This is a genomic window from Pseudomonas fungipugnans, assembly GCF_029955235.1.
Lineage (GTDB): Bacteria > Pseudomonadota > Gammaproteobacteria > Pseudomonadales > Pseudomonadaceae > Aquipseudomonas > Aquipseudomonas fungipugnans.
Map to the genome: position 1 here is coordinate 3001995 of NZ_JARBWL010000001.1, position 19021 is coordinate 3021015.

The following is a 19021-nucleotide window of genomic DNA, read 5'->3' on the forward strand; positions in this document are numbered from 1 at the left end:
AACCAACCCGACCGTTTGGTCACGCCGATTGCGCGATAAAAGCGAAGATATTCTGAGAAAAGTAGTTTAAATAACGCAAAAACCGCCCAAATGAGGGCGGTTCTGCTTCTCGTTTAGACTTCGTTAAGCTGTACGTTGAGTGCCTTTGCGATTGCTTCTCCATACGCCGGGTCGGCCCTGTAGAAATGCTGCAACTGGCGATCAATCACGTCGCTGGAAACCCCGGCCATGGCACCGGCAATGTTGCTGACCAGCAGCTTTTTCTGCTCATCGCTCATCAGACGGAACAGCGCACCCGCGTGACTGTAGTAATCAGTGTCTTCGCGGTGATCGTAACGATCGGCGGCACCGCTCAGGGCCAAGGCAGGCTCAGCATAACGAGGCGCCTGCTTCGGCGATTCGACGTAGCTGTTGGGCTCATAGTTAGGCGCTGCGCCACCATTACTGCCGAATGCCATCGAGCCATCGCGCTGGTAGCTGTTGACCGGGCTGCGCGGCGCATTCACCGGCAATTGCTGGTGATTGGTGCCAACACGGTAGCGATGCGCATCGGCGTAAGCGAATACGCGACCTTGCAGCATCCGATCAGGTGACAGGCCGACGCCAGGGACCATATTGCTTGGGCCGAATGCCGCTTGCTCGACTTCAGCAAAGTAGTTCTGTGGGTTGCGGTTGAGCTCCAGTTCACCCACTTCGATCAGCGGGAATTCTTTCTGCGACCAGGTCTTGGTCACGTCAAATGGGTTCTCGTAATGTGCCGCTGCCTGGGCTTCGGTCATGATCTGGATGCACACCCGCCATTTCGGGAAATCACCGCGCTCAATGGCGCCAAACAGATCGCGCTGGGCGTAGTCCGGGTCAGTGCCGGCCAAACGAGCAGCTTCTGCCGGTGCCAGGTTCTTGATCCCCTGCCGGGTCTTGTAGTGCCACTTCACCCAATGGCGCTCGCCATTCGCGCTGATCAAGCTATAGGTGTGGCTGCCGAAGCCGTGCATGTGGCGATAGCCATCAGGGATGCCACGGTCTGAGAACAGGATAGTGACCTGGTGCAGCGCCTCAGGCGAGTGCGACCAGAAGTCCCACATCATCTGCGCACTTTTCAGGTTGCTTTGCGGCAGACGTTTTTGGGTGTGGATAAAATCCGGGAATTTCAGTGGATCACGGATGAAGAACACGGGCGTGTTGTTGCCAACGATGTCCCAATTACCTTCTTCGGTATAGAACTTCAGGGCAAAACCACGTGGATCACGTTCGGTATCAGCCGAACCACGCTCACCGCCGACGGTGGAGAACCGCAGGAACGTAGGGGTTTGCTTGCCGACCGATTCGAACAGCTTGGCGCTGGTGTACTGGGTGATATCACGGGTAACCGTGAACGTGCCGTAAGCACCCGAACCCTTGGCGTGTACGCGGCGTTCAGGGATGTTTTCACGGTTGAAGTGGGCCAGCTTCTCGATCAGGTGAAAGTCGTCGAGCAGCAGCGGGCCACGAGGGCCGGCGGAACGGGAATTCTGGTTGTCGGCGACGGGAGCGCCGCTGGCGGTGGTAAGCGTTTTATTTTGGCTCATGCGATCTCTTCCTCAGTCAGTCATGGAACTGCCGGCTAATCGGCTTGGGAGGGAGTATTGACCATTGATCGGAGCATCTACAAATTCATTAATTTGAGGACATCAATAGAAAAATACTAACAACAATCCCGCTCACATACTGACGGCACGAACTGGAGAGAAGCTTGTATAAACAGCGCATTACTTGCAGACACAAAAAACCGGGCACTAGGCCCGGTTCTTTGTTTCAGACTGACGTCTTACTCAGCGGATACAGCTTCACCGCCAACTGGACGATCAACCAACTCGACGTACGCCATAGGCGCGTTGTCGCCAGTGCGGAAGCCGCACTTGAGGATGCGCAGGTAGCCACCCTCACGGGTAGCGTAACGCTTGCCCAGGTCGTTGAAGAGCTTACCAACGATAGCTTTCGAACGGGTACGGTCGAAAGCCAGACGGCGGTTAGCCAGGCTGTCTGTCTTGGCCAAAGTGATCAGCGGCTCAGCAACGCGGCGCAGTTCTTTAGCTTTCGGCAGTGTAGTTTTGATCAGCTCGTGCTCGAACAGCGACACCGCCATGTTTTGAAACATGGCCTTGCGGTGCGAGCTGGTGCGGCTCAGGTGACGACCACTTTTACGATGACGCATGGTTCATTCCTTACCAAACACAACGTTCGGTGATTACGACGATCAGGCAGTCGCCTTGTCGTCCTTCTTAAGACTTGCAGGCGGCCAGTTGTCGAGGCGCATGCCGAGGGACAGACCGCGGGAGGCCAGAACGTCCTTGATTTCAGTCAAGGATTTCTTGCCAAGGTTCGGAGTCTTCAACAGCTCTACTTCGGTACGCTGAATCAGGTCACCGATGTAGTAGATGTTTTCCGCCTTAAGGCAGTTAGCCGAACGTACAGTCAGTTCCAGATCGTCAACCGGGCGAAGCAGGATCGGATCAATCTCGTCTTCCTGCTCAACAACCACTGGCTCACTGTCACCTTTGAGGTCGACGAACGCAGCCAACTGCTGTTGCAGAATGGTTGCAGCGCGGCGAATAGCCTCTTCAGGATCCAGAGTACCGTTGGTTTCCAGATCAATAACCAGCTTGTCCAGGTTAGTACGCTGCTCGACACGGGCGTTTTCCACCACGTATGCGATACGGCGAACCGGGCTGAACGAAGAGTCAAGCTGCAAGCGACCGATGCTGCGGCTTTCGTCTTCATCGCTCTGACGCGAGTCTGCCGGTTCATAACCACGACCACGAGCTACGGTGAGCTTCATGTTCAGGGCGCCGTTAGACGCCAGGTTAGCGATTACGTGATCGGGGTTAACGATCTCGACATCATGATCCAGCTGAATATCGGCAGCGGTAACCACCCCCGAACCCTTCTTCGACAAGGTCAGCGTAACTTCGTCACGGCCGTGCAGCTTGATAGCCAGACCTTTAAGGTTCAACAGGATTTCAATTACGTCTTCCTGTACACCTTCGATGGCGCTGTACTCGTGGAGCACACCGTCAATCTCGGCCTCGACTACTGCACAGCCGGGCATTGAGGACAACAGGATGCGTCGCAGCGCGTTGCCCAGGGTGTGGCCAAAACCACGCTCGAGAGGCTCGAGAGTGATCTTGGCGCGGGTTGGACTGACAACCTGCACATCAATATGGCGGGGTGTCAGGAACTCATTTACCGAAATCTGCATGGATGCACCTATTTTCTAGCCCTTACTTGGAGTAGAGCTCGACAATCAGGCTTTCGTTGATGTCGGCGGACAGATCACTGCGAGCTGGAACGTTCTTGAAAACGCCCGACTTCTTCTCAGTGTCTACTTCTACCCATTCTACGCGGCCACGTTGGGCACACAGATCGAGAGCTTGGACAATGCGAAGTTGGTTCTTTGCTTTCTCGCGAATCGCGACCACGTCACCAGCACGAACCTGGTACGACGGCACGTTGACGGTCTGACCGTTAACGCTTACGGATTTGTGCGATACCAGCTGACGGGATTCGGCACGAGTAGAGCCAAAACCCATACGGTATACAACGTTGTCCAGACGGCATTCGAGCAGTTGCAACAGGTTTTCGCCGGTTGCACCTTTCTTGCCAGCAGCTTCTTTGTAGTAGCCGCTGAATTGACGCTCGAGAACGCCGTAGATACGACGGACCTTCTGCTTTTCACGCAGTTGGGTGCCGTAATCGGACTGGCGACCGCGGCGTTGGCCGTGGATACCAGGTGCTGCTTCAATGTTGCACTTCGATTCGATCGCGCGCACGCCGCTCTTCAGAAAGAGATCGGTGCCTTCACGACGAGCGAGTTTGCATTTTGGACCAATGTAACGAGCCATTCTTTACAATCTCCTGGATTACACGCGGCGCTTCTTCGGCGGACGGCACCCGTTGTGCGGGATTGGCGTCACGTCGGTGATGCTGGCGATCTTGTAGCCACAGCCATTCAAAGCGCGGACTGCGGATTCACGACCTGGACCTGGACCTTTGACGTTAACGTCGAGGTTTTTCAGGCCATATTCCAGCGCAGCTTGACCAGCACGTTCAGCAGCTACTTGAGCAGCAAACGGGGTGGACTTGCGGGAACCGCGGAAACCCGAACCACCGGAGGTAGCCCAGGAAAGAGCGTTACCTTGACGGTCGGTAATGGTCACGATGGTGTTGTTAAAAGAAGCATGGATGTGGGCGATGCCATCAACCACTGTCTTTTTAACTTTTTTACGAGGACGAGCAGCAGGTTTTGCCATGATTAATTTCCTGTCGATTCGCTGGGGCGATTACTTGCGGATCGGCTTACGCGGACCTTTACGGGTACGCGCGTTAGTCTTGGTACGCTGACCGCGCACTGGAAGACCACGACGATGACGCAGACCGCGATAGCAACCGAGGTCCATCAAACGCTTGATTTTCATGTTGATTTCGCGACGCAGGTCACCTTCAGTGGTGAACTTCGCCACTTCGCCACGCAGCTGTTCAATCTGCTCGTCGCTCAGATCTTTGATCTTTGCTGCTGGGTTTACCCCAGTCACTGCACAAATTTTCTGTGCAGTAGTGCGACCAACACCATAGATGTAGGTCAGCGAGATAACAGTATGCTTGTTATCTGGAATGTTAACGCCTGCAATACGGGCCATTCAGTGGGACTCCAATTGACAGCTACCTACGCCCCGGAAGCCAAGAAATAGGGCGCGAGATAATATCGCTGTAATAACAAATAATCAACCCGGCAGCGCACTAGCTGCCGGGCTTGAAGCACAATCACACTCAGCCTTGGCGCTGTTTGTGACGCGGTTCCGCGCTGCAAATTACTCGAACAACACCTTCGCGGCGAATAATCTTGCAGTTACGGCACAGCTTTTTCACCGATGCACGAACTTTCATCACCAACTCCTCGAACCTTATGGGGTACTCAGCGCAACATGCCGCTGCCGTAGCCCTTCAGGTTGGCTTTCTTCATCAGGGATTCGTACTGGTGCGAAACGAGGTGCGATTGTACTTGGGACATGAAGTCCATCACAACCACGACGACGATCAGCAACGAGGTCCCGCCAAGGTAGAACGGTACGTTTGCTGCAACCACCAGGAACTGGGGCAGCAGGCACACGGCCGTCATGTAAAGAGCACCGAACATGGTCAAACGAGTCAGAACGCCATCAATGTAGCGCGCAGACTGCTCGCCTGGACGGATGCCCGGAATAAAGGCACCGGACTTCTTCAGGTTTTCCGCTACGTCTTTCGGATTGAACATCAACGCCGTATAGAAGAAGCAGAAGAAAATAATCCCTGCACTAAACAGCAGAATATTCAACGGCTGACCAGGAGCGATCGACTGCGAGATGTCCTGCAACCAGCCCATACCTTCAGACTGACCAAACCAGGCACCCAACGAAGCCGGGAACAGCAAAATGCTGCTCGCGAAAATAGCCGGAATAACGCCGGCCATGTTCACCTTCAGCGGCAAGTGGCTAGTCTGCGCAGCAAACACCTTGCGGCCCTGCTGACGCTTGGCGTAGTGAACAGCAATACGACGCTGACCACGCTCAATGAACACCACGAAACCGATAATCGCTACTGCCAGCAAACCGATGGCAACCAGGGCGAAAATGTTGATATCACCCTGACGTGCAGACTCGAAAGACTGCCCGATCGCTCTCGGAAGACCGGCGACGATACCCGAAAAAATCAACATCGAGATACCGTTGCCAACACCACGCTCAGTAATCTGCTCACCCAGCCACATCATGAACATCGCACCAGCCACAAAAGTGGATACCGCGACGAAATGGAAGCCAAAGTCACCAGTGAACGCAACGCCCTGCCCCGCCAGACCAATGGACATGCCAATTGCCTGAACGAGAGCGAGGACGACAGTGCCGTAGCGGGTGTACTGGCTGATCTTGCGACGGCCAGCTTCACCTTCCTTCTTCAACTGCTCCAGCTGCGGGCTGACGGCGGTCATCAGTTGCATGATGATCGATGCCGAAATGTACGGCATGATCCCCAGTGCAAAGATACTCATCCGTTCCAGCGCGCCGCCGGAAAACATGTTGAACAAGCTAAGAATGGTCCCCTCATTCTGTCGAAACAGGTCCGCGAGTCGGTCCGGGTTAATACCTGGAACCGGGATGTGTGCGCCTATTCGGTAGACGATAATCGCCAGGAACAGAAAACGCAGACGAGCCCAGAGTTCAGACATACCGCCTTTGCCGAGCGCAGAGAGAGCACCTTGCTTAGCCATTTATTCCTCGAACTTGCCGCCAGCTGCTTCGATAGCCGCACGCGCACCTTTGGTGGCGCCGATTCCCTTGCCGATTGTGACAGCGCGAGTAACTTCGCCGGACAGCATGATTTTCACACGCTGTACGTTGACGTTGATCACGTTGGCATCTTTCAGGGACTGCACGGTGACGATGTCGCCTTCCACTTTAGCCAGCTCGGACAGACGCACTTCTGCGCGGTCCATGGCTTTCAGGGAAACGAAACCGAACTTCGGCAGGCGACGATGCAGCGGCTGTTGACCGCCTTCAAAGCCTGGAGCAATGGTGCCACCGGAGCGGGAGGACTGACCTTTGTGGCCACGGCCACCGGTCTTGCCCAAACCACTACCGATACCACGGCCCGGACGATGCTTTTCGCGACGGGAACCCGGCGCTGGACTCAGATCATTGAGTTTCATCGATTAACCCTCGACACGCAGCATGTAGTAAGCCTTGTTGATCATCCCGCGATTCTCGGGAGTATCAAGTACTTCTACAGTGTGACCGATGCGACGCAGACCCAGACCCTTAACGCACAATTTGTGGTTAGGGATGCGGCCGGTCATGCTTTTGATCAGCGTAACTTTAACGGTAGCCATGATCAGAAGATCTCCTTGACGCTTTTGCCACGCTTGGCGGCAATGGACTCAGGAGACTGCATAGCTTTCAAACCTTTGAAAGTGGCGTGAACCACGTTTACCGGGTTAGTCGAGCCGTAGCACTTGGCCAGAACGTTCTGAACGCCAGCAACTTCGAGGACAGCACGCATAGCGCCGCCAGCGATGATACCGGTACCTTCAGAAGCAGGCTGCATGTACACCTTCGAAGCGCCGTGACCGGACTTCATTGCGTACTGCAGCGTGGTGCCGTTCAGATCAACTTGGATCATGTTGCGACGAGCAGCTTCCATTGCCTTCTGGATCGCGGCAGGCACTTCACGTGACTTGCCACGGCCGAAGCCAACACGCCCTTTACCATCACCAACCACGGTCAACGCGGTGAAAGTGAAGATACGGCCGCCTTTTACGGTTTTGGCTACGCGGTTAACTTGAACCAGCTTCTCAATGTAGCCTTCGTCGCGCTTTTGGTCGTTATTTGACATAACTTAGAACTCCAGCCCAGCTTCACGAGCAGCATCAGCCAGCGCCTTGACGCGGCCGTGGTACTTGAAGCCAGAGCGGTCGAAAGCCACCTGCGAGACGCCAGCGGCTTTTGCACGCGTAGCGACCAGCTGGCCAACCTTAGTGGCCGCGTCGATGTTGCCAGTGGCGCCATCACGCAGTTCTTTATCCAAAGTCGAGGCAGATGCCAGGACTTTGTTGCCGTCGGCCGAAATGACCTGGGCGTAGATGTGCTGCGACGAACGGAACACGCAGAGACGCACGACTTCGAGTTCGTGCATTTTCAGGCGTGCTTTGCGAGCGCGACGCAGTCGAGTAACTTTTTTGTCGGTCATTTGCTATGCCCTACTTCTTCTTGGCTTCTTTACGACGGACGACTTCGTCCGCGTAGCGCACACCTTTGCCTTTGTACGGCTCTGGTGGACGGAAGTCGCGGATCTCGGCGGCCACTTGACCTACCAGCTGCTTATCGATGCCCTTGATCAGGATATCGGTCTGGCTAGGAGTCTCAGCGGTGATGCCTTCCGGCAGTTCATAATCCACTGGGTGCGAGAAGCCAAGAGCCAGGTTCAGCACTGTGCCTTTTGCTTGCGCTTTGTAACCAACACCGACCAGCTGGAGCTTGCGCTCGAAGCCTTGGCTTACGCCTTGGACCATGTTGTTTACCAACGCACGAGTGGTACCAGCCATTGCGCGAGTTTGTTGATCGCCATTGCGAGCAGCGAAACGCAGCTCACCAGCTTCTTCAACGATCTCAACGGACGAATGGATGTTCAGTTCGAGAGTGCCCTTGGCACCCTTCACCGAAAGCTGTTGGCCTGCGAATTTGACTTCGACACCGGCTGGCAGCTTAACGGGGTTCTTAGCGACGCGTGACATGCTTATCCCCCCTTAGAACACAGTGCAAAGAACTTCGCCGCCGACACCGGCAGCGCGCGCAGCACGATCCGTCATCACACCTTTGTTGGTGGAGACGATAGACACACCGAGACCGCCACGAACTTTCGGCAGATCATCGACGGACTTGTACTGACGCAGGCCTGGACGGCTAACGCGCTTCACTTCTTCGATGACCGGACGGCCTTCGAAATATTTCAGCTCGATAGACAGCAGTGGTTTGATTTCGCTGCTGATCTGATAACCCGCGATGTAACCTTCGTCCTTCAGGACTTTGGCAACAGCTACCTTCAAAGTAGAAGATGGCATGCTTACGACGGACTTTTCAGCCATCTGGGCATTACGGATTCGAGTTAGCATGTCCGCTAACGGGTCCTGCATACTCATGGGCTAGACGCTCCTAATACAAAAAAATTAGCCTTGCGGCTACTACGTGTCGCCGAGGCATCCGCACGAAAAAAGCACGGGCTCAGGCGAGCCGGGTATTCTAGACACACCCCACAAATGAATCAAGCCCCAAAAGGGGCTTGATTCAAGTTCAAGGTCACCGATGGTCAGTATCTTGCGAATCCGACCACCGAGACTTTGATAGTGCTTACCAGCTGGCTTTAACCAGACCAGGTACGTCACCACGCATTGCCGCTTCACGCAGTTTGTTACGGCCAAGGCCGAACTTGCGGTAAACGCCGTGTGGACGACCGGTCAGGCGGCAGCGGTTACGCATGCGCGAAGCGCTTGCGTCACGTGGCTGCTTCTGCAGAGCTACTGTAGCTTCCCAACGCGCTTCTGGACTTGCGTTCAGATCAACGATGATAGCTTTCAGTGCTGCACGCTTTTTGGCGTACTTGGCAACCGTGAGCTGACGCTTCAGCTCGCGGTTTTTCATGCTCATCTTGGCCATTTTCCTACTCCAATCAGTTGCGGAACGGGAATTTGAAAGCGCGCAGCAGAGCGCGACCTTCATCATCGTTCTTGGCAGTGGTGGTCAGGGTAATGTCCAGACCGCGGAGAGCATCGATCTTGTCGTAGTCGATTTCCGGGAAGATGATCTGCTCTTTAACGCCCATGCTGTAGTTACCACGACCATCGAAGGACTTGGCATTCAGGCCGCGGAAGTCGCGAACCCGAGGCAGGGAGATCGACAGCAGACGATCCAGGAATTCATACATACGCTCACGGCGCAGGGTCACTTTGACGCCGATCGGCCAACCTTCACGGACTTTAAAGCCAGCGATGGATTTCCGAGCGTAAGTCACAACGACTTTCTGACCGGTGATCTTTTCCAGGTCAGCAACAGCGTGCTCGATGACTTTTTTGTCACCGACCGCTTCGCCCAGACCCATGTTCAGGGTGATCTTTGTAACGCGTGGAACTTCCATCACGTTCGAAAGCTTAAGTTCTTCCTTAAGCTTCGGTGCGATTTCCTTCCAGTAAATCTCTTTTAGTCGTGCCATGGTCTTCTACCTAGCAGTGTTCAAGCATCAACCGCTTTTTGGGTCGACTTGAAGACACGAATTTTCTTGCCGTCTTCTACCTTGAAACCAACGCGATCAGCCTTGTTGGTTTCGCCGTTGAAAATGGCGACGTTAGAAGCGTCCAGTGGAGCTTCTTTTTCGACGATACCGCCTTGTACGCCCGACATCGGGTTAGGCTTGGTATGACGCTTAACCAGGTTCAGACCGCCAATAACCAGACGGTTATTCGCGAGAACCTTAAGCACCTTACCGCGCTTACCTTTGTCTTTGCCGGCGATCACGATGATCTCGTCGTCACGACGAATCTTTTGCATGTCGGATCTCCTTACAGCACTTCTGGGGCGAGCGAGACGATCTTCATGAACTTCTCAGTACGAAGTTCACGGGTCACTGGCCCAAAGATACGGGTGCCGATCGGCTCTTGCTTGTTGTTCAGAAGAACAGCAGCGTTGCCATCAAAGCGGATAATGGAGCCATCAGCACGACGTACGCCGTGACGAGTGCGGACTACAACAGCAGTCATCACTTGGCCTTTTTTCACTTTACCGCGAGGAATTGCTTCCTTCACGGTAACCTTGATGATGTCACCGATACCAGCGTAACGACGATGGGAGCCACCCAGCACCTTGATGCACATAACACGGCGAGCGCCGCTGTTATCGGCCACATCGAGCATGGATTGAGTCTGAATCATATAATTTCTCCGACCCCTAGTCCTTAGACTTCCACAGCGCGTTCGAGAACATCAACCAGCGCCCAAGACTTAGTCTTGGCCAAAGGACGAGTTTCACGAATAGTGACTTTGTCGCCGATGTGGCACTGATTGGTTTCGTCGTGCGCGTGCAGCTTAGTCGAACGCTTAACGTATTTACCGTAGATCGGGTGCTTTACGCGACGCTCGATCAGAACGGTGATGGTCTTGTCCATTTTGTCGCTGACAACACGGCCAGTCAGCGTACGGACGGTTTTTTCGGCTTCAGCCATGATTACTTACCTGCCTGCTGTGTGAGCACAGTTTCCACGCGAGCGATGTCGCGCTTAACTTGCCGGAGCAGGTGAGACTGCCCCAACTGGCCAGTTGCTTTCTGCATACGCAGATTGAACTGGTCGCGCAGCAGGCCAAGCTTGCGCTCGTTCAGCTGCTCTGCGGTTTGTTCACGAAGTTCTTTCGCTTTCATCACATCACCGTCCGTTTAACGAACGAGGTGGCGAGAGGCAGCTTTGCAGCAGCCAGGGCGAAAGCCTCACGCGCCAACTCTTCAGAAACACCCTCGATTTCATACAGGACTTTGCCTGGCTGAATCTGGGCAACCCAGTACTCCACACTACCCTTACCTTTACCCATACGAACTTCGAGGGGCTTTTTGGAAATAGGCTTGTCCGGGAATACACGGATCCAGATCTTGCCGCCACGTTTAACGTGACGGGTCAGTGCACGACGCGCTGACTCGATCTGACGAGCGGTGAGACGACCACGAGCTACAGACTTCAGCGCGAACTCGCCGAAGCTGACTTTGCTACCGCGCTGTGCCAGACCACGGTTGTGGCCTGTCATCTGCTTGCGGAACTTCGTACGCTTTGGTTGCAACATTTGGCGTACCCCTTACTTAGCAGCTTTTTTACGAGGCGCTGGTGCTTGTGGTTTCAGTTCTTCTTGGCGACCACCAATTACTTCGCCTTTGAAGATCCAAACCTTTACACCGATCACACCGTAAGTGGTGTGAGCTTCGTAGTTGGCATAGTCGATGTCGGCACGCAGGGTGTGCAGTGGCACACGACCTTCGCGATACCATTCAGTACGTGCGATTTCAGCACCGCCGAGACGACCGCTCACTTGGATTTTGATGCCTTTGGCACCAATGCGCATGGCGTTCTGAACAGCGCGCTTCATAGCGCGACGGAACATTACACGACGCTCCAGCTGCTGAGCTACGCTCTGCGCAACCAGCATACCGTCAAGCTCCGGCTTGCGGATCTCTTCGATATTGATGTGCACAGGCACACCCATTTGCTTGGTCAGGTCCTGACGCAGTTTCTCAACATCTTCACCTTTCTTCCCGATAACGATACCTGGACGAGCGGTGTGGATGGTGATACGTGCAGTTTGGGCCGGACGATGGATATCGATACGGCTTACGGACGCGCTTTTTAGTTTGTCTTGGAGATACTCACGCACCTTCAGATCAGCGAACAAATAGTCCGCATAAGTCCGACCGTCTGCGTACCAGACGGAGGTGTGCTCCTTGACGATTCCCAGGCGAATGCCAATGGGATGTACTTTCTGACCCATCTCTTCGACTCCGTTACTTGTCAGCAACCTTGACAGTGATATGGCAAGACCGCTTGACGATGCGATCAGCACGGCCTTTGGCACGTGGCATGATGCGCTTCAGCGAACGCCCTTCGTTGACGAAAACGGTGCTGACTTTAAGGTCATCAACGTCTGCGCCTTCGTTATGCTCGGCGTTGGCTACGGCCGACTCCAGCACTTTCTTCATGATCTCGGCGGCTTTCTTACTGCTGAAAGCCAACAGGTTGAGCGCTTCGCCCACCTTCTTCCCGCGGATCTGGTCGGCGACCAAGCGGGCTTTCTGGGCGGAGATTCGAGCGCCCGACAACTTAGCGGCTACTTCCATCGTTCCTTACCCCTTAACGCTTGGCTTTCTTGTCTGCCACGTGCCCACGATAAGTGCGGGTACCGGCAAACTCGCCCAGTTTGTGGCCGACCATGTCTTCGTTCACGAGAACTGGGACATGTTGACGACCGTTGTGTACTGCGATGGTCAGACCGACCATTTGTGGCAGGATCATCGAACGACGCGACCAGGTCTTAACTGGTTTGCGATCGTTCTTTTCCGCCGCCACTTCGATCTTCTTCAGTAGGTGAAGATCAATAAAAGGACCTTTTTTCAGAGAACGTGGCACTGTCGTATCCCTCTATTTACTTGCGACGACGGACGATCATTTTGTCGGTACGCTTATTACCACGAGTCTTCGCGCCCTTAGTCGGGAAGCCCCATGGCGATACCGGATGACGACCACCAGAGGTACGACCTTCACCACCACCATGTGGGTGGTCAACCGGGTTCATGGCAACACCACGAACGGTTGGGCGAACGCCACGCCAGCGTTTGGCACCAGCTTTACCCAGCGAACGCAGGCTGTGCTCGGAGTTCGAGACTTCACCCAGGGTCGCGCGGCATTCAGCCAGCACTTTACGCATCTCACCAGAACGCAGACGCAGGGTCACGTAGACACCTTCACGAGCGATCAGCTGAGCCGAAGCACCAGCGGAACGAGCGATTTGTGCGCCTTTACCTGGCTTCAATTCGATGCCGTGTACGGTGCTACCAACTGGAATGTTACGCAGTTGCAGAGCGTTGCCCGGCTTGATCGGCGCCAAAGCACCTGCGATCAGCTGGTCACCAGCACTCACGCCTTTAGGGGCGATGATGTAGCGACGCTCGCCATCTGCGTACAGCAGCAGAGCGATGTGAGCAGTACGGTTTGGATCGTATTCAATACGCTCGACAGTGGCAGAGATGCCATCTTTGTCGTTGCGACGGAAATCGACCAGACGATAATGCTGCTTATGGCCACCACCGATGTGACGAGTGGTAATACGACCATTGTTGTTACGACCACCAGTCTTCGATTTTTTCTCGAGCAGCGGTGCGTGAGGAGCGCCTTTATGCAGCTCCTGGTTGACCACCTTGACCACAAAACGGCGGCCAGGGGAAGTCGGTTTGCATTTAACGATTGCCATGATGCACCCCTTCCTTACTCAGCACTGCTGCTGAAATCGAGATCTTGGCCTGGCTGAAGGGAGATAACTGCCTTCTTCCAGTCATTACGCTTGCCCAGACCGCGAGCAGTGCGCTTGCTCTTACCCAGAACATTCAGGGTAGTAACACGCTCTACTTTCACGCTGAACAGGCTTTCGACGGCCTTCTTGATTTCCAGCTTGGTTGCGTCAGTCGCAACCTTGAAAACGAACTGGCCTTTCTTGTCAGCCAGAACCGTAGCCTTCTCGGAAACGTGCGGGCCAAGCAGAACTTTAAATACGCGTTCCTGGTTCATCCCAGCAGCTCCTCGAATTTCTTCACGGCCGACACGGTGATCAACACCTTGTCGTATGCGATCAGACTAACTGGATCGGAACCTTGCACGTCACGTACATCAACGTGTGGCAGGTTGCGAGCAGCCAGGTACAGGTTCTGATCAACCACTTCAGACACGATCAAGACGTCAGTCAGGCCCATGCCGGTCAGTTTGTTCAGCAGATCTTTGGTCTTCGGTGCATCAACAGCGAAGTCCTGAACCACAACCAGACGATCAGTACGCACCAGCTCAGCAAGGATGGAACGCATTGCTGCGCGATACATCTTCTTGTTCAGCTTCTGGGTGTGATCCTGAGGACGAGCTGCGAAAGTGGTACCGCCGCCACGCCAGATTGGGCTACGGATAGTACCGGCACGAGCACGGCCAGTACCTTTCTGACGCCATGGGCGCTTACCGCCACCACGAACGTCGGAACGGGTCTTTTGCTGCTTGCTACCTTGACGGCCGCCGGCCATGTAGGCCACGACTGCTTGGTGAACGAGCGTCTCGTTGAATTCGCCGCCAAATGTCAGTTCGGAAACTTCGATCGCTTGAGCGTCATTTACATTTAATTGCATGTCAGCTTCCCCTTAACCGCGAGCCTTGGCTGCTGGACGTACAACCAAGTTGCCGCCAGTAGCGCCAGGAACAGCGCCCTTGACCAACAACAGATTGCGTTCAGCGTCCACGCGCACTACTTCGAGGGACTGCACGGTCACGCGCTCAGCGCCCATATGACCGGACATTTTTTTGCCCTTGAATACACGACCAGGAGTCTGGCACTGGCCGATAGAGCCTGGGACGCGGTGGGATACGGAGTTACCGTGGGTGTTATCTTGCCCGCGGAAATTCCAACGCTTGATCGTACCCTGGAAGCCTTTACCTTTGGACTGACCGGTTACATCAACCAGTTGACCAGCGGCGAAGATTTCAGCGTTGATCAGATCGCCGGCCTGGTACTCGCCTTCTTCAAGGCGGAATTCCATTACGGTACGACCAGCGGCAACGTTCGCTTTAGCGAAGTGGCCAGCCTGAGCAGCTGTAACACGCGAAGCACGACGCTCGCCTACAGTGACTTGCACTGCACGATAGCCATCGGTCTCTTCAGTTTTGAACTGGGTGACGCGATTCGGCTCGATCTCAATGACCGTGACCGGAATGGAGACACCTTCTTCGGTGAAAATACGGGTCATACCGCATTTACGACCGACTACACCAATAGTCATGTTGTAAACCTCATGAGTGTACGGGGCTTTCACCCGCTATGGCCGCCCATTTCAGAGCGTTACACGACTAAGACCGAGTCTTAGCCGAGGCTGATCTGCACTTCCACACCGGCCGCAAGATCAAGCTTCATAAGAGCATCAACGGTTTTATCCGTTGGCTGGACGATGTCCAGAACGCGCTTATGAGTACGGATCTCGTACTGGTCACGCGCGTCTTTGTTGACGTGCGGGGAGACCAGAACGGTGAACCGCTCTTTACGGGTAGGCAGTGGAATTGGACCACGCACTTGAGCACCAGTACGTTTCGCGGTTTCCACGATTTCCTGGGTGGATTGGTCGATCAGGCGATGGTCAAAAGCCTTCAACCTGATACGGATTTGCTGATTTTGCATTGGATTTCAGACTCCGGCTGCTATTCCCAGCGAGCGCAATACGCCCGTTAAAAGGAGGCGCAATTCTATAGACGCCCCAGATGGGTGTCAACCCAATAAAAAAGCCCCCGCTAGGCGGAGGCTTTTTCAACTCATCAAAGCTTACTCAAAAAAGAGCTTACTCGATGATTTTGGCTACGACGCCAGCGCCGACGGTACGACCGCCTTCACGGATAGCGAAACGCAGACCGTCTTCCATTGCGATGGTTTTGATCAGGGTGACAACCATTTTGATGTTGTCGCCTGGCATTACCATTTCAACGCCTTCTGGCAGCTCGCAGTTACCAGTCACGTCAGTAGTACGGAAGTAGAACTGTGGACGGTAGCCTTTGAAGAACGGAGTGTGACGACCGCCTTCTTCTTTGCTCAGAACGTAGACTTCAGCTTCGAACTTGGTGTGCGGCTTAACCGAACCTGGCTTAACCAGAACCTGGCCACGCTCAACGTCGTCACGCTTGGTACCACGCAGCAGAACGCCGCAGTTCTCGCCAGCACGACCTTCGTCGAGCAGCTTACGGAACATTTCAACACCGGTGCAGGTGGTGACGGTAGTGTCACGCAGACCAACGATTTCCAGTGGATCCTGAACCTTGACGATACCGCGCTCGATACGGCCAGTTACAACAGTACCGCGACCGGAGATCGAGAACACGTCTTCGATTGGCATCAGGAACGGCTTGTCGATAACACGAACTGGATCTGGAATGTAGCTGTCCAGGGTCTCAACCAGTTTACGAACGGCAGTGGTGCCCATTTCGTTGTCATCTTGGCCGTTCAGAGCCATCAGAGCGGAACCGATGATGATCGGAGTGTCGTCGCCTGGGAAGTCGTAAGTGCTCAGCAGATCGCGCACTTCCATCTCAACCAGTTCCAGCAGCTCAGCGTCGTCAACCATGTCAGCCTTGTTCAGGAAGACAACGATGTACGGAACGCCAACCTGACGGGACAGCAGGATGTGCTCACGGGTTTGTGGCATCGGACCATCAGCGGCCGAACAAACCAGAATAGCGCCGTCCATCTGAGCAGCACCGGTGATCATGTTCTTCACATAGTCAGCGTGACCTGGGCAGTCAACGTGAGCGTAGTGACGGATCAGCGAGTTGTATTCAACGTGCGCGGTGTTGATGGTGATACCACGAGCCTTCTCTTCCGGAGCGCTGTCGATTTTATCGAAAGCAACAACGGCCGAGCCGAAAACTTCGGAGCAGACGCGAGTCAGTGCTGCGGTCAGCGTGGTTTTACCGTGGTCAACGTGACCAATGGTGCCAACGTTGACGTGCGGGAGGGTACGGTCAAATTTTTCTTTAGCCACGACAATTAACTCCTTGCCTAAAGGACTGAATCAGCCTTGTTTTTTGGTAACAGCTTCGGCGACGTGCGACGGAGCGGTATCGTATTTTTTGAATTCCATAGAGTAGCTTGCGCGACCCTGGGACATGGAACGGACGTCGGTTGCATAACCAAACATCTCGCCCAACGGAACTTCGGCACGAATTACTTTGCCGGAGACCGTGTCTTCCATACCCTGGATCATGCCACGACGACGGTTAAGGTCGCCCATCACATCACCCATATAGTCTTCAGGCGTAACAACCTCTACCGCCATGATCGGCTCAAGCAACTCACCACCACCTTTGGTAGCCAGTTGTTTGGTCGCCATGGAAGCAGCCACTTTAAACGCCATCTCGTTGGAGTCGACGTCGTGGTAAGAACCATCGAACACGGTTGCCTTCAGGCCGATCAGCGGATAGCCGGCAACAACACCGTTCTTCATCTGCTCTTCGATACCCTTCTGGATAGCCGGGATGTATTCCTTAGGAACCACACCACCCACTACTTCGTTCACGAATTGCAGACCTTCCTGACCTTCGTCAGCAGGAGCAAAACGAATCCAGCAATGACCGAACTGGCCACGACCGCCGGACTGACGAACGAACTTGCCTTCGATCTCACAGCTCTTCGTGATGCGCTCACGATAGGAGACCTGAGGCTTACCGATGTTGGCTTCGACGTTGAACTCACGGCGCATCCGGTCAACCAGGATGTCCAGGTGCAACTCGCCCATGCCGGAGATGATCGTTTGACCAGTCTCTTCATCAGTTTTTACGCGGAAAGACGGGTCTTCCTGAGCAAGTTTGCCCAGAGCGATACCCATTTTTTCCTGGTCATCCTTGGTCTTAGGCTCTACGGCAACCGAAATAACCGGCTCCGGGAAGTCCATGCGAACCAGGATGATTGGCTTGTCAGCGGTGCACAAGGTTTCACCAGTGGTGACGTCCTTCATGCCGATCAAGGCCGCGATGTCACCAGCGCGCACTTCCTTGATTTCTTCACGGGCGTTTGCGTGCATTTGCACCATACGACCCACGCGCTCTTTCTTGCCTTTAACCGAGTTGATCACGCCGTCGCCGGAGCTCAACACGCCCGAGTAAACGCGGACGAAGGTCAAGGTACCCACGAATGGGTCGGTAGCGATCTTGAACGCCAGAGCCGAGAACGGCTCGCTGTCGTCTGCATGACGCTCCAGCTCGATAGTCTCGTCATCCGGGTCAGTACCCTTGATGGCTGGAATATCGGTAGGTGCAGGCAGGTAGTCGATAACGGCGTCGAGAACCAGGGGAACACCCTTGTTCTTGAAGGAAGAACCGCAAACAGCCAGAACGATCTCACCAGCGATAGTACGCTGACGCAGAGCGGCCTTGATTTCCGCGATGGTGAGTTCTTCACCCTCGAGGTACTTGTTCATCAGCTCTTCAGTGGCTTCGGCAGCAGCCTGAACCATGTTGTCGCGCCATTCTTCAGCCAATTCCTGCATATCTTCAGGAATAGGCTTGCGAACAGGGACCATGCCTTTGTCGGAATCGTTCCAGAATACCGCTTCCATATTGATCAGATCGATCTGACCCTGGAAGTTGTCTTCTGCACCGATCGCCAACTGGATAGGCACTGGAGTGTGACCCAGACGCTTCTTGATCTGTTCGATCACGCGCAGGAAGTTCGCACCAGCACGGTCCATCTTGTTTACGTAAACAAGACGCGGAACGCCGTATTTGTTGGCTTGACGCCATACGGTTTCCGACTGAGGCTCAACGCCCGAGGTGCCGCAGAACACAACAACAGCGCCGTCGAGTACGCGCAGGGAACGCTCAACTTCAATAGTGAAGTCAACGTGGCCCGGGGTATCGATGACGTTGAAGCGGTGCTTGTCAGCGTATTGCTTCTCGGAACCCTGCCAGAAGGTGGTGATGGCAGCAGAGGTAATGGTAATACCACGCTCCTGCTCCTGCACCATCCAGTCTGTGGTCGCGGCGCCGTCATGCACCTCGCCCATTTTGTGGTTTACGCCCGTGTAAAAAAGGACGCGCTCGGTGGTGGTGGTTTTACCAGCATCCACGTGAGCAACGATACCAATGTTACGGTAGCGGTTAATCGGAGTAGTACGAGCCATAAAGCCCTCGCAAAATTAGTGAC

General features: G+C 54.5%; 31 protein-coding genes. All 31 read right to left on the reverse strand.

The window, feature by feature from the left end; translation table 11 throughout:
- Positions 1-113: 113 nt before the first annotated feature.
- On the reverse strand, positions 114-1568 hold the full coding sequence (locus POF45_RS12615; protein WP_282315799.1) for a catalase: 1455 nt from the start codon (positions 1566-1568) through the stop codon (positions 114-116).
- 239 nt (positions 1569-1807) lie between these two features.
- Positions 1808-2194: a 50S ribosomal protein L17 gene (gene rplQ / locus POF45_RS12620; protein WP_007896790.1), complete on the reverse strand. Its 387-nt coding sequence runs from the start codon at positions 2192-2194 to the stop codon at positions 1808-1810.
- A 42-nt stretch (positions 2195-2236) separates the two neighbouring features.
- Complete coding sequence (locus POF45_RS12625; protein WP_003186012.1) at positions 2237-3238, reverse strand: DNA-directed RNA polymerase subunit alpha; 1002 nt, start codon at positions 3236-3238, stop codon at positions 2237-2239.
- A 22-nt stretch (positions 3239-3260) separates the two neighbouring features.
- The gene (gene rpsD / locus POF45_RS12630; protein WP_003210056.1) at positions 3261-3881 is read right to left on the reverse strand and encodes a 30S ribosomal protein S4; all 621 of its coding nucleotides are present in this window, start codon (positions 3879-3881) and stop codon (positions 3261-3263) included.
- Between the two features lie 18 nt (positions 3882-3899).
- On the reverse strand, positions 3900-4289 hold the full coding sequence (rpsK, locus tag POF45_RS12635; RefSeq protein ID WP_002555466.1) for a 30S ribosomal protein S11: 390 nt from the start codon (positions 4287-4289) through the stop codon (positions 3900-3902).
- A 30-nt stretch (positions 4290-4319) separates the two neighbouring features.
- Positions 4320-4676: a 30S ribosomal protein S13 gene (gene rpsM / locus POF45_RS12640; protein WP_003186020.1), complete on the reverse strand. Its 357-nt coding sequence runs from the start codon at positions 4674-4676 to the stop codon at positions 4320-4322.
- 130 nt (positions 4677-4806) lie between these two features.
- Positions 4807-4923, reverse strand: coding sequence for a 50S ribosomal protein L36 (gene rpmJ, locus POF45_RS12645; RefSeq protein WP_002555468.1), 117 nt, complete (start codon positions 4921-4923; stop codon positions 4807-4809).
- A gap of 28 nt (positions 4924-4951) precedes the next feature.
- A complete protein-coding gene (gene secY, locus POF45_RS12650; protein WP_003228718.1) occupies positions 4952-6280 on the reverse strand; it encodes a preprotein translocase subunit SecY in 1329 nt (442 codons plus the stop codon).
- Positions 6281-6718: a 50S ribosomal protein L15 gene (gene rplO, locus POF45_RS12655; RefSeq protein ID WP_007896782.1), complete on the reverse strand. Its 438-nt coding sequence runs from the start codon at positions 6716-6718 to the stop codon at positions 6281-6283.
- A gap of 3 nt (positions 6719-6721) precedes the next feature.
- Positions 6722-6898, reverse strand: coding sequence for a 50S ribosomal protein L30 (gene rpmD / locus POF45_RS12660; RefSeq protein ID WP_003186033.1), 177 nt, complete (start codon positions 6896-6898; stop codon positions 6722-6724).
- A 2-nt stretch (positions 6899-6900) separates the two neighbouring features.
- Complete coding sequence (gene rpsE / locus POF45_RS12665) at positions 6901-7401, reverse strand: 30S ribosomal protein S5 (RefSeq protein WP_007943782.1); 501 nt, start codon at positions 7399-7401, stop codon at positions 6901-6903.
- A 3-nt stretch (positions 7402-7404) separates the two neighbouring features.
- A complete protein-coding gene (gene rplR / locus POF45_RS12670; protein ID WP_003186037.1) occupies positions 7405-7755 on the reverse strand; it encodes a 50S ribosomal protein L18 in 351 nt (116 codons plus the stop codon).
- A gap of 10 nt (positions 7756-7765) precedes the next feature.
- Positions 7766-8299 (reverse strand): 50S ribosomal protein L6, encoded by a 534-nt coding sequence (gene rplF, locus POF45_RS12675; protein ID WP_003176412.1) that lies wholly within the window; start codon positions 8297-8299, stop codon positions 7766-7768.
- A gap of 12 nt (positions 8300-8311) precedes the next feature.
- A complete protein-coding gene (rpsH, locus tag POF45_RS12680) occupies positions 8312-8704 on the reverse strand; it encodes a 30S ribosomal protein S8 (RefSeq protein WP_003186040.1) in 393 nt (130 codons plus the stop codon).
- 208 nt (positions 8705-8912) lie between these two features.
- A complete protein-coding gene (gene rpsN / locus POF45_RS12685; protein WP_003176414.1) occupies positions 8913-9218 on the reverse strand; it encodes a 30S ribosomal protein S14 in 306 nt (101 codons plus the stop codon).
- Positions 9219-9231: 13 nt separating this feature from the next.
- The gene (rplE, locus tag POF45_RS12690; RefSeq protein ID WP_003176415.1) at positions 9232-9771 is read right to left on the reverse strand and encodes a 50S ribosomal protein L5; all 540 of its coding nucleotides are present in this window, start codon (positions 9769-9771) and stop codon (positions 9232-9234) included.
- Between the two features lie 20 nt (positions 9772-9791).
- Positions 9792-10106, reverse strand: a complete 315-nt coding sequence (gene rplX / locus POF45_RS12695; RefSeq protein WP_003176416.1) for a 50S ribosomal protein L24 — start codon at positions 10104-10106, stop codon at positions 9792-9794.
- An 11-nt stretch (positions 10107-10117) separates the two neighbouring features.
- On the reverse strand, positions 10118-10486 hold the full coding sequence (gene rplN, locus POF45_RS12700) for a 50S ribosomal protein L14 (RefSeq protein WP_002555479.1): 369 nt from the start codon (positions 10484-10486) through the stop codon (positions 10118-10120).
- Between the two features lie 23 nt (positions 10487-10509).
- Complete coding sequence (gene rpsQ, locus POF45_RS12705; protein ID WP_003176419.1) at positions 10510-10776, reverse strand: 30S ribosomal protein S17; 267 nt, start codon at positions 10774-10776, stop codon at positions 10510-10512.
- A gap of 2 nt (positions 10777-10778) precedes the next feature.
- Positions 10779-10970 carry a 50S ribosomal protein L29 gene (gene rpmC, locus POF45_RS12710; protein ID WP_259496973.1) on the reverse strand — a complete coding sequence of 64 codons (192 nt, stop codon included), beginning with the start codon at positions 10968-10970 and terminating at the stop codon, positions 10779-10781.
- On the reverse strand, positions 10970-11383 hold the full coding sequence (gene rplP, locus POF45_RS12715; RefSeq protein ID WP_259496974.1) for a 50S ribosomal protein L16: 414 nt from the start codon (positions 11381-11383) through the stop codon (positions 10970-10972). The genes rpmC and rplP overlap by 1 nt, the downstream gene beginning before the upstream one ends.
- 12 nt (positions 11384-11395) lie before the next feature.
- A complete protein-coding gene (gene rpsC, locus POF45_RS12720; protein WP_003176422.1) occupies positions 11396-12082 on the reverse strand; it encodes a 30S ribosomal protein S3 in 687 nt (228 codons plus the stop codon).
- Between the two features lie 13 nt (positions 12083-12095).
- Positions 12096-12428, reverse strand: a complete 333-nt coding sequence (rplV, locus tag POF45_RS12725; protein WP_003103908.1) for a 50S ribosomal protein L22 — start codon at positions 12426-12428, stop codon at positions 12096-12098.
- 13 nt (positions 12429-12441) lie between these two features.
- Complete coding sequence (rpsS, locus tag POF45_RS12730; RefSeq protein ID WP_002555486.1) at positions 12442-12717, reverse strand: 30S ribosomal protein S19; 276 nt, start codon at positions 12715-12717, stop codon at positions 12442-12444.
- 16 nt (positions 12718-12733) lie between these two features.
- A complete protein-coding gene (gene rplB, locus POF45_RS12735) occupies positions 12734-13558 on the reverse strand; it encodes a 50S ribosomal protein L2 (protein ID WP_003176423.1) in 825 nt (274 codons plus the stop codon).
- 14 nt (positions 13559-13572) lie between these two features.
- On the reverse strand, positions 13573-13872 hold the full coding sequence (gene rplW, locus POF45_RS12740) for a 50S ribosomal protein L23 (RefSeq protein ID WP_002555488.1): 300 nt from the start codon (positions 13870-13872) through the stop codon (positions 13573-13575).
- The gene (gene rplD, locus POF45_RS12745; protein ID WP_007896707.1) at positions 13869-14471 is read right to left on the reverse strand and encodes a 50S ribosomal protein L4; all 603 of its coding nucleotides are present in this window, start codon (positions 14469-14471) and stop codon (positions 13869-13871) included. The genes rplW and rplD overlap by 4 nt, the downstream gene beginning before the upstream one ends.
- A gap of 12 nt (positions 14472-14483) precedes the next feature.
- On the reverse strand, positions 14484-15119 hold the full coding sequence (gene rplC / locus POF45_RS12750; RefSeq protein ID WP_003186059.1) for a 50S ribosomal protein L3: 636 nt from the start codon (positions 15117-15119) through the stop codon (positions 14484-14486).
- Positions 15120-15199: 80 nt separating this feature from the next.
- Complete coding sequence (gene rpsJ / locus POF45_RS12755) at positions 15200-15511, reverse strand: 30S ribosomal protein S10 (protein WP_003186070.1); 312 nt, start codon at positions 15509-15511, stop codon at positions 15200-15202.
- 157 nt (positions 15512-15668) lie between these two features.
- Complete coding sequence (gene tuf / locus POF45_RS12760) at positions 15669-16862, reverse strand: elongation factor Tu (RefSeq protein WP_007896660.1); 1194 nt, start codon at positions 16860-16862, stop codon at positions 15669-15671.
- 30 nt (positions 16863-16892) lie between these two features.
- Positions 16893-18998 (reverse strand): elongation factor G, encoded by a 2106-nt coding sequence (gene fusA / locus POF45_RS12765; protein WP_259496985.1) that lies wholly within the window; start codon positions 18996-18998, stop codon positions 16893-16895.
- Between the last annotated feature and the right edge of the window lie 23 nt (positions 18999-19021).

Bases quoted from the DNA above. Each gene is read 5' to 3' on its own strand.
- POF45_RS12615 (WP_282315799.1), bottom strand. From the start codon at position 1,568: ATGAGCCAAAATAAAACGCTTACCACCGCCAGCGGCGCTCCCGTCGCC.
- rplQ (WP_007896790.1), bottom strand. From the start codon at position 2,194: ATGCGTCATCGTAAAAGTGGTCGTCACCTGAGCCGCACCAGCTCGCAC.
- POF45_RS12625 (WP_003186012.1), bottom strand. From the start codon at position 3,238: ATGCAGATTTCGGTAAATGAGTTCCTGACACCCCGCCATATTGATGTG.
- rpsD (WP_003210056.1), bottom strand. From the start codon at position 3,881: ATGGCTCGTTACATTGGTCCAAAATGCAAACTCGCTCGTCGTGAAGGC.
- rpsK (WP_002555466.1), bottom strand. From the start codon at position 4,289: ATGGCAAAACCTGCTGCTCGTCCTCGTAAAAAAGTTAAAAAGACAGTG.
- rpsM (WP_003186020.1), bottom strand. From the start codon at position 4,676: ATGGCCCGTATTGCAGGCGTTAACATTCCAGATAACAAGCATACTGTT.
- rpmJ (WP_002555468.1), bottom strand. From the start codon at position 4,923: ATGAAAGTTCGTGCATCGGTGAAAAAGCTGTGCCGTAACTGCAAGATT.
- secY (WP_003228718.1), bottom strand. From the start codon at position 6,280: ATGGCTAAGCAAGGTGCTCTCTCTGCGCTCGGCAAAGGCGGTATGTCT.
- rplO (WP_007896782.1), bottom strand. From the start codon at position 6,718: ATGAAACTCAATGATCTGAGTCCAGCGCCGGGTTCCCGTCGCGAAAAG.
- rpmD (WP_003186033.1), bottom strand. From the start codon at position 6,898: ATGGCTACCGTTAAAGTTACGCTGATCAAAAGCATGACCGGCCGCATC.
- rpsE (WP_007943782.1), bottom strand. From the start codon at position 7,401: ATGTCAAATAACGACCAAAAGCGCGACGAAGGCTACATTGAGAAGCTG.
- rplR (WP_003186037.1), bottom strand. From the start codon at position 7,755: ATGACCGACAAAAAAGTTACTCGACTGCGTCGCGCTCGCAAAGCACGC.
- rplF (WP_003176412.1), bottom strand. From the start codon at position 8,299: ATGTCACGCGTCGCTAAGAACCCCGTTAAGCTGCCAGCCGGTGTCGAA.
- rpsH (WP_003186040.1), bottom strand. From the start codon at position 8,704: ATGAGTATGCAGGACCCGTTAGCGGACATGCTAACTCGAATCCGTAAT.
- rpsN (WP_003176414.1), bottom strand. From the start codon at position 9,218: ATGGCCAAGATGAGCATGAAAAACCGCGAGCTGAAGCGTCAGCTCACG.
- rplE (WP_003176415.1), bottom strand. From the start codon at position 9,771: ATGGCACGACTAAAAGAGATTTACTGGAAGGAAATCGCACCGAAGCTT.
- rplX (WP_003176416.1), bottom strand. From the start codon at position 10,106: ATGCAAAAGATTCGTCGTGACGACGAGATCATCGTGATCGCCGGCAAA.
- rplN (WP_002555479.1), bottom strand. From the start codon at position 10,486: ATGATTCAGACTCAATCCATGCTCGATGTGGCCGATAACAGCGGCGCT.
- rpsQ (WP_003176419.1), bottom strand. From the start codon at position 10,776: ATGGCTGAAGCCGAAAAAACCGTCCGTACGCTGACTGGCCGTGTTGTC.
- rpmC (WP_259496973.1), bottom strand. From the start codon at position 10,970: ATGAAAGCGAAAGAACTTCGTGAACAAACCGCAGAGCAGCTGAACGAG.
- rplP (WP_259496974.1), bottom strand. From the start codon at position 11,383: ATGTTGCAACCAAAGCGTACGAAGTTCCGCAAGCAGATGACAGGCCAC.
- rpsC (WP_003176422.1), bottom strand. From the start codon at position 12,082: ATGGGTCAGAAAGTACATCCCATTGGCATTCGCCTGGGAATCGTCAAG.
- rplV (WP_003103908.1), bottom strand. From the start codon at position 12,428: ATGGAAGTAGCCGCTAAGTTGTCGGGCGCTCGAATCTCCGCCCAGAAA.
- rplB (WP_003176423.1), bottom strand. From the start codon at position 13,558: ATGGCAATCGTTAAATGCAAACCGACTTCCCCTGGCCGCCGTTTTGTG.
- rplW (WP_002555488.1), bottom strand. From the start codon at position 13,872: ATGAACCAGGAACGCGTATTTAAAGTTCTGCTTGGCCCGCACGTTTCC.
- rplD (WP_007896707.1), bottom strand. From the start codon at position 14,471: ATGCAATTAAATGTAAATGACGCTCAAGCGATCGAAGTTTCCGAACTG.
- rplC (WP_003186059.1), bottom strand. From the start codon at position 15,119: ATGACTATTGGTGTAGTCGGTCGTAAATGCGGTATGACCCGTATTTTC.
- rpsJ (WP_003186070.1), bottom strand. From the start codon at position 15,511: ATGCAAAATCAGCAAATCCGTATCAGGTTGAAGGCTTTTGACCATCGC.
- fusA (WP_259496985.1), bottom strand. From the start codon at position 18,998: ATGGCTCGTACTACTCCGATTAACCGCTACCGTAACATTGGTATCGTT.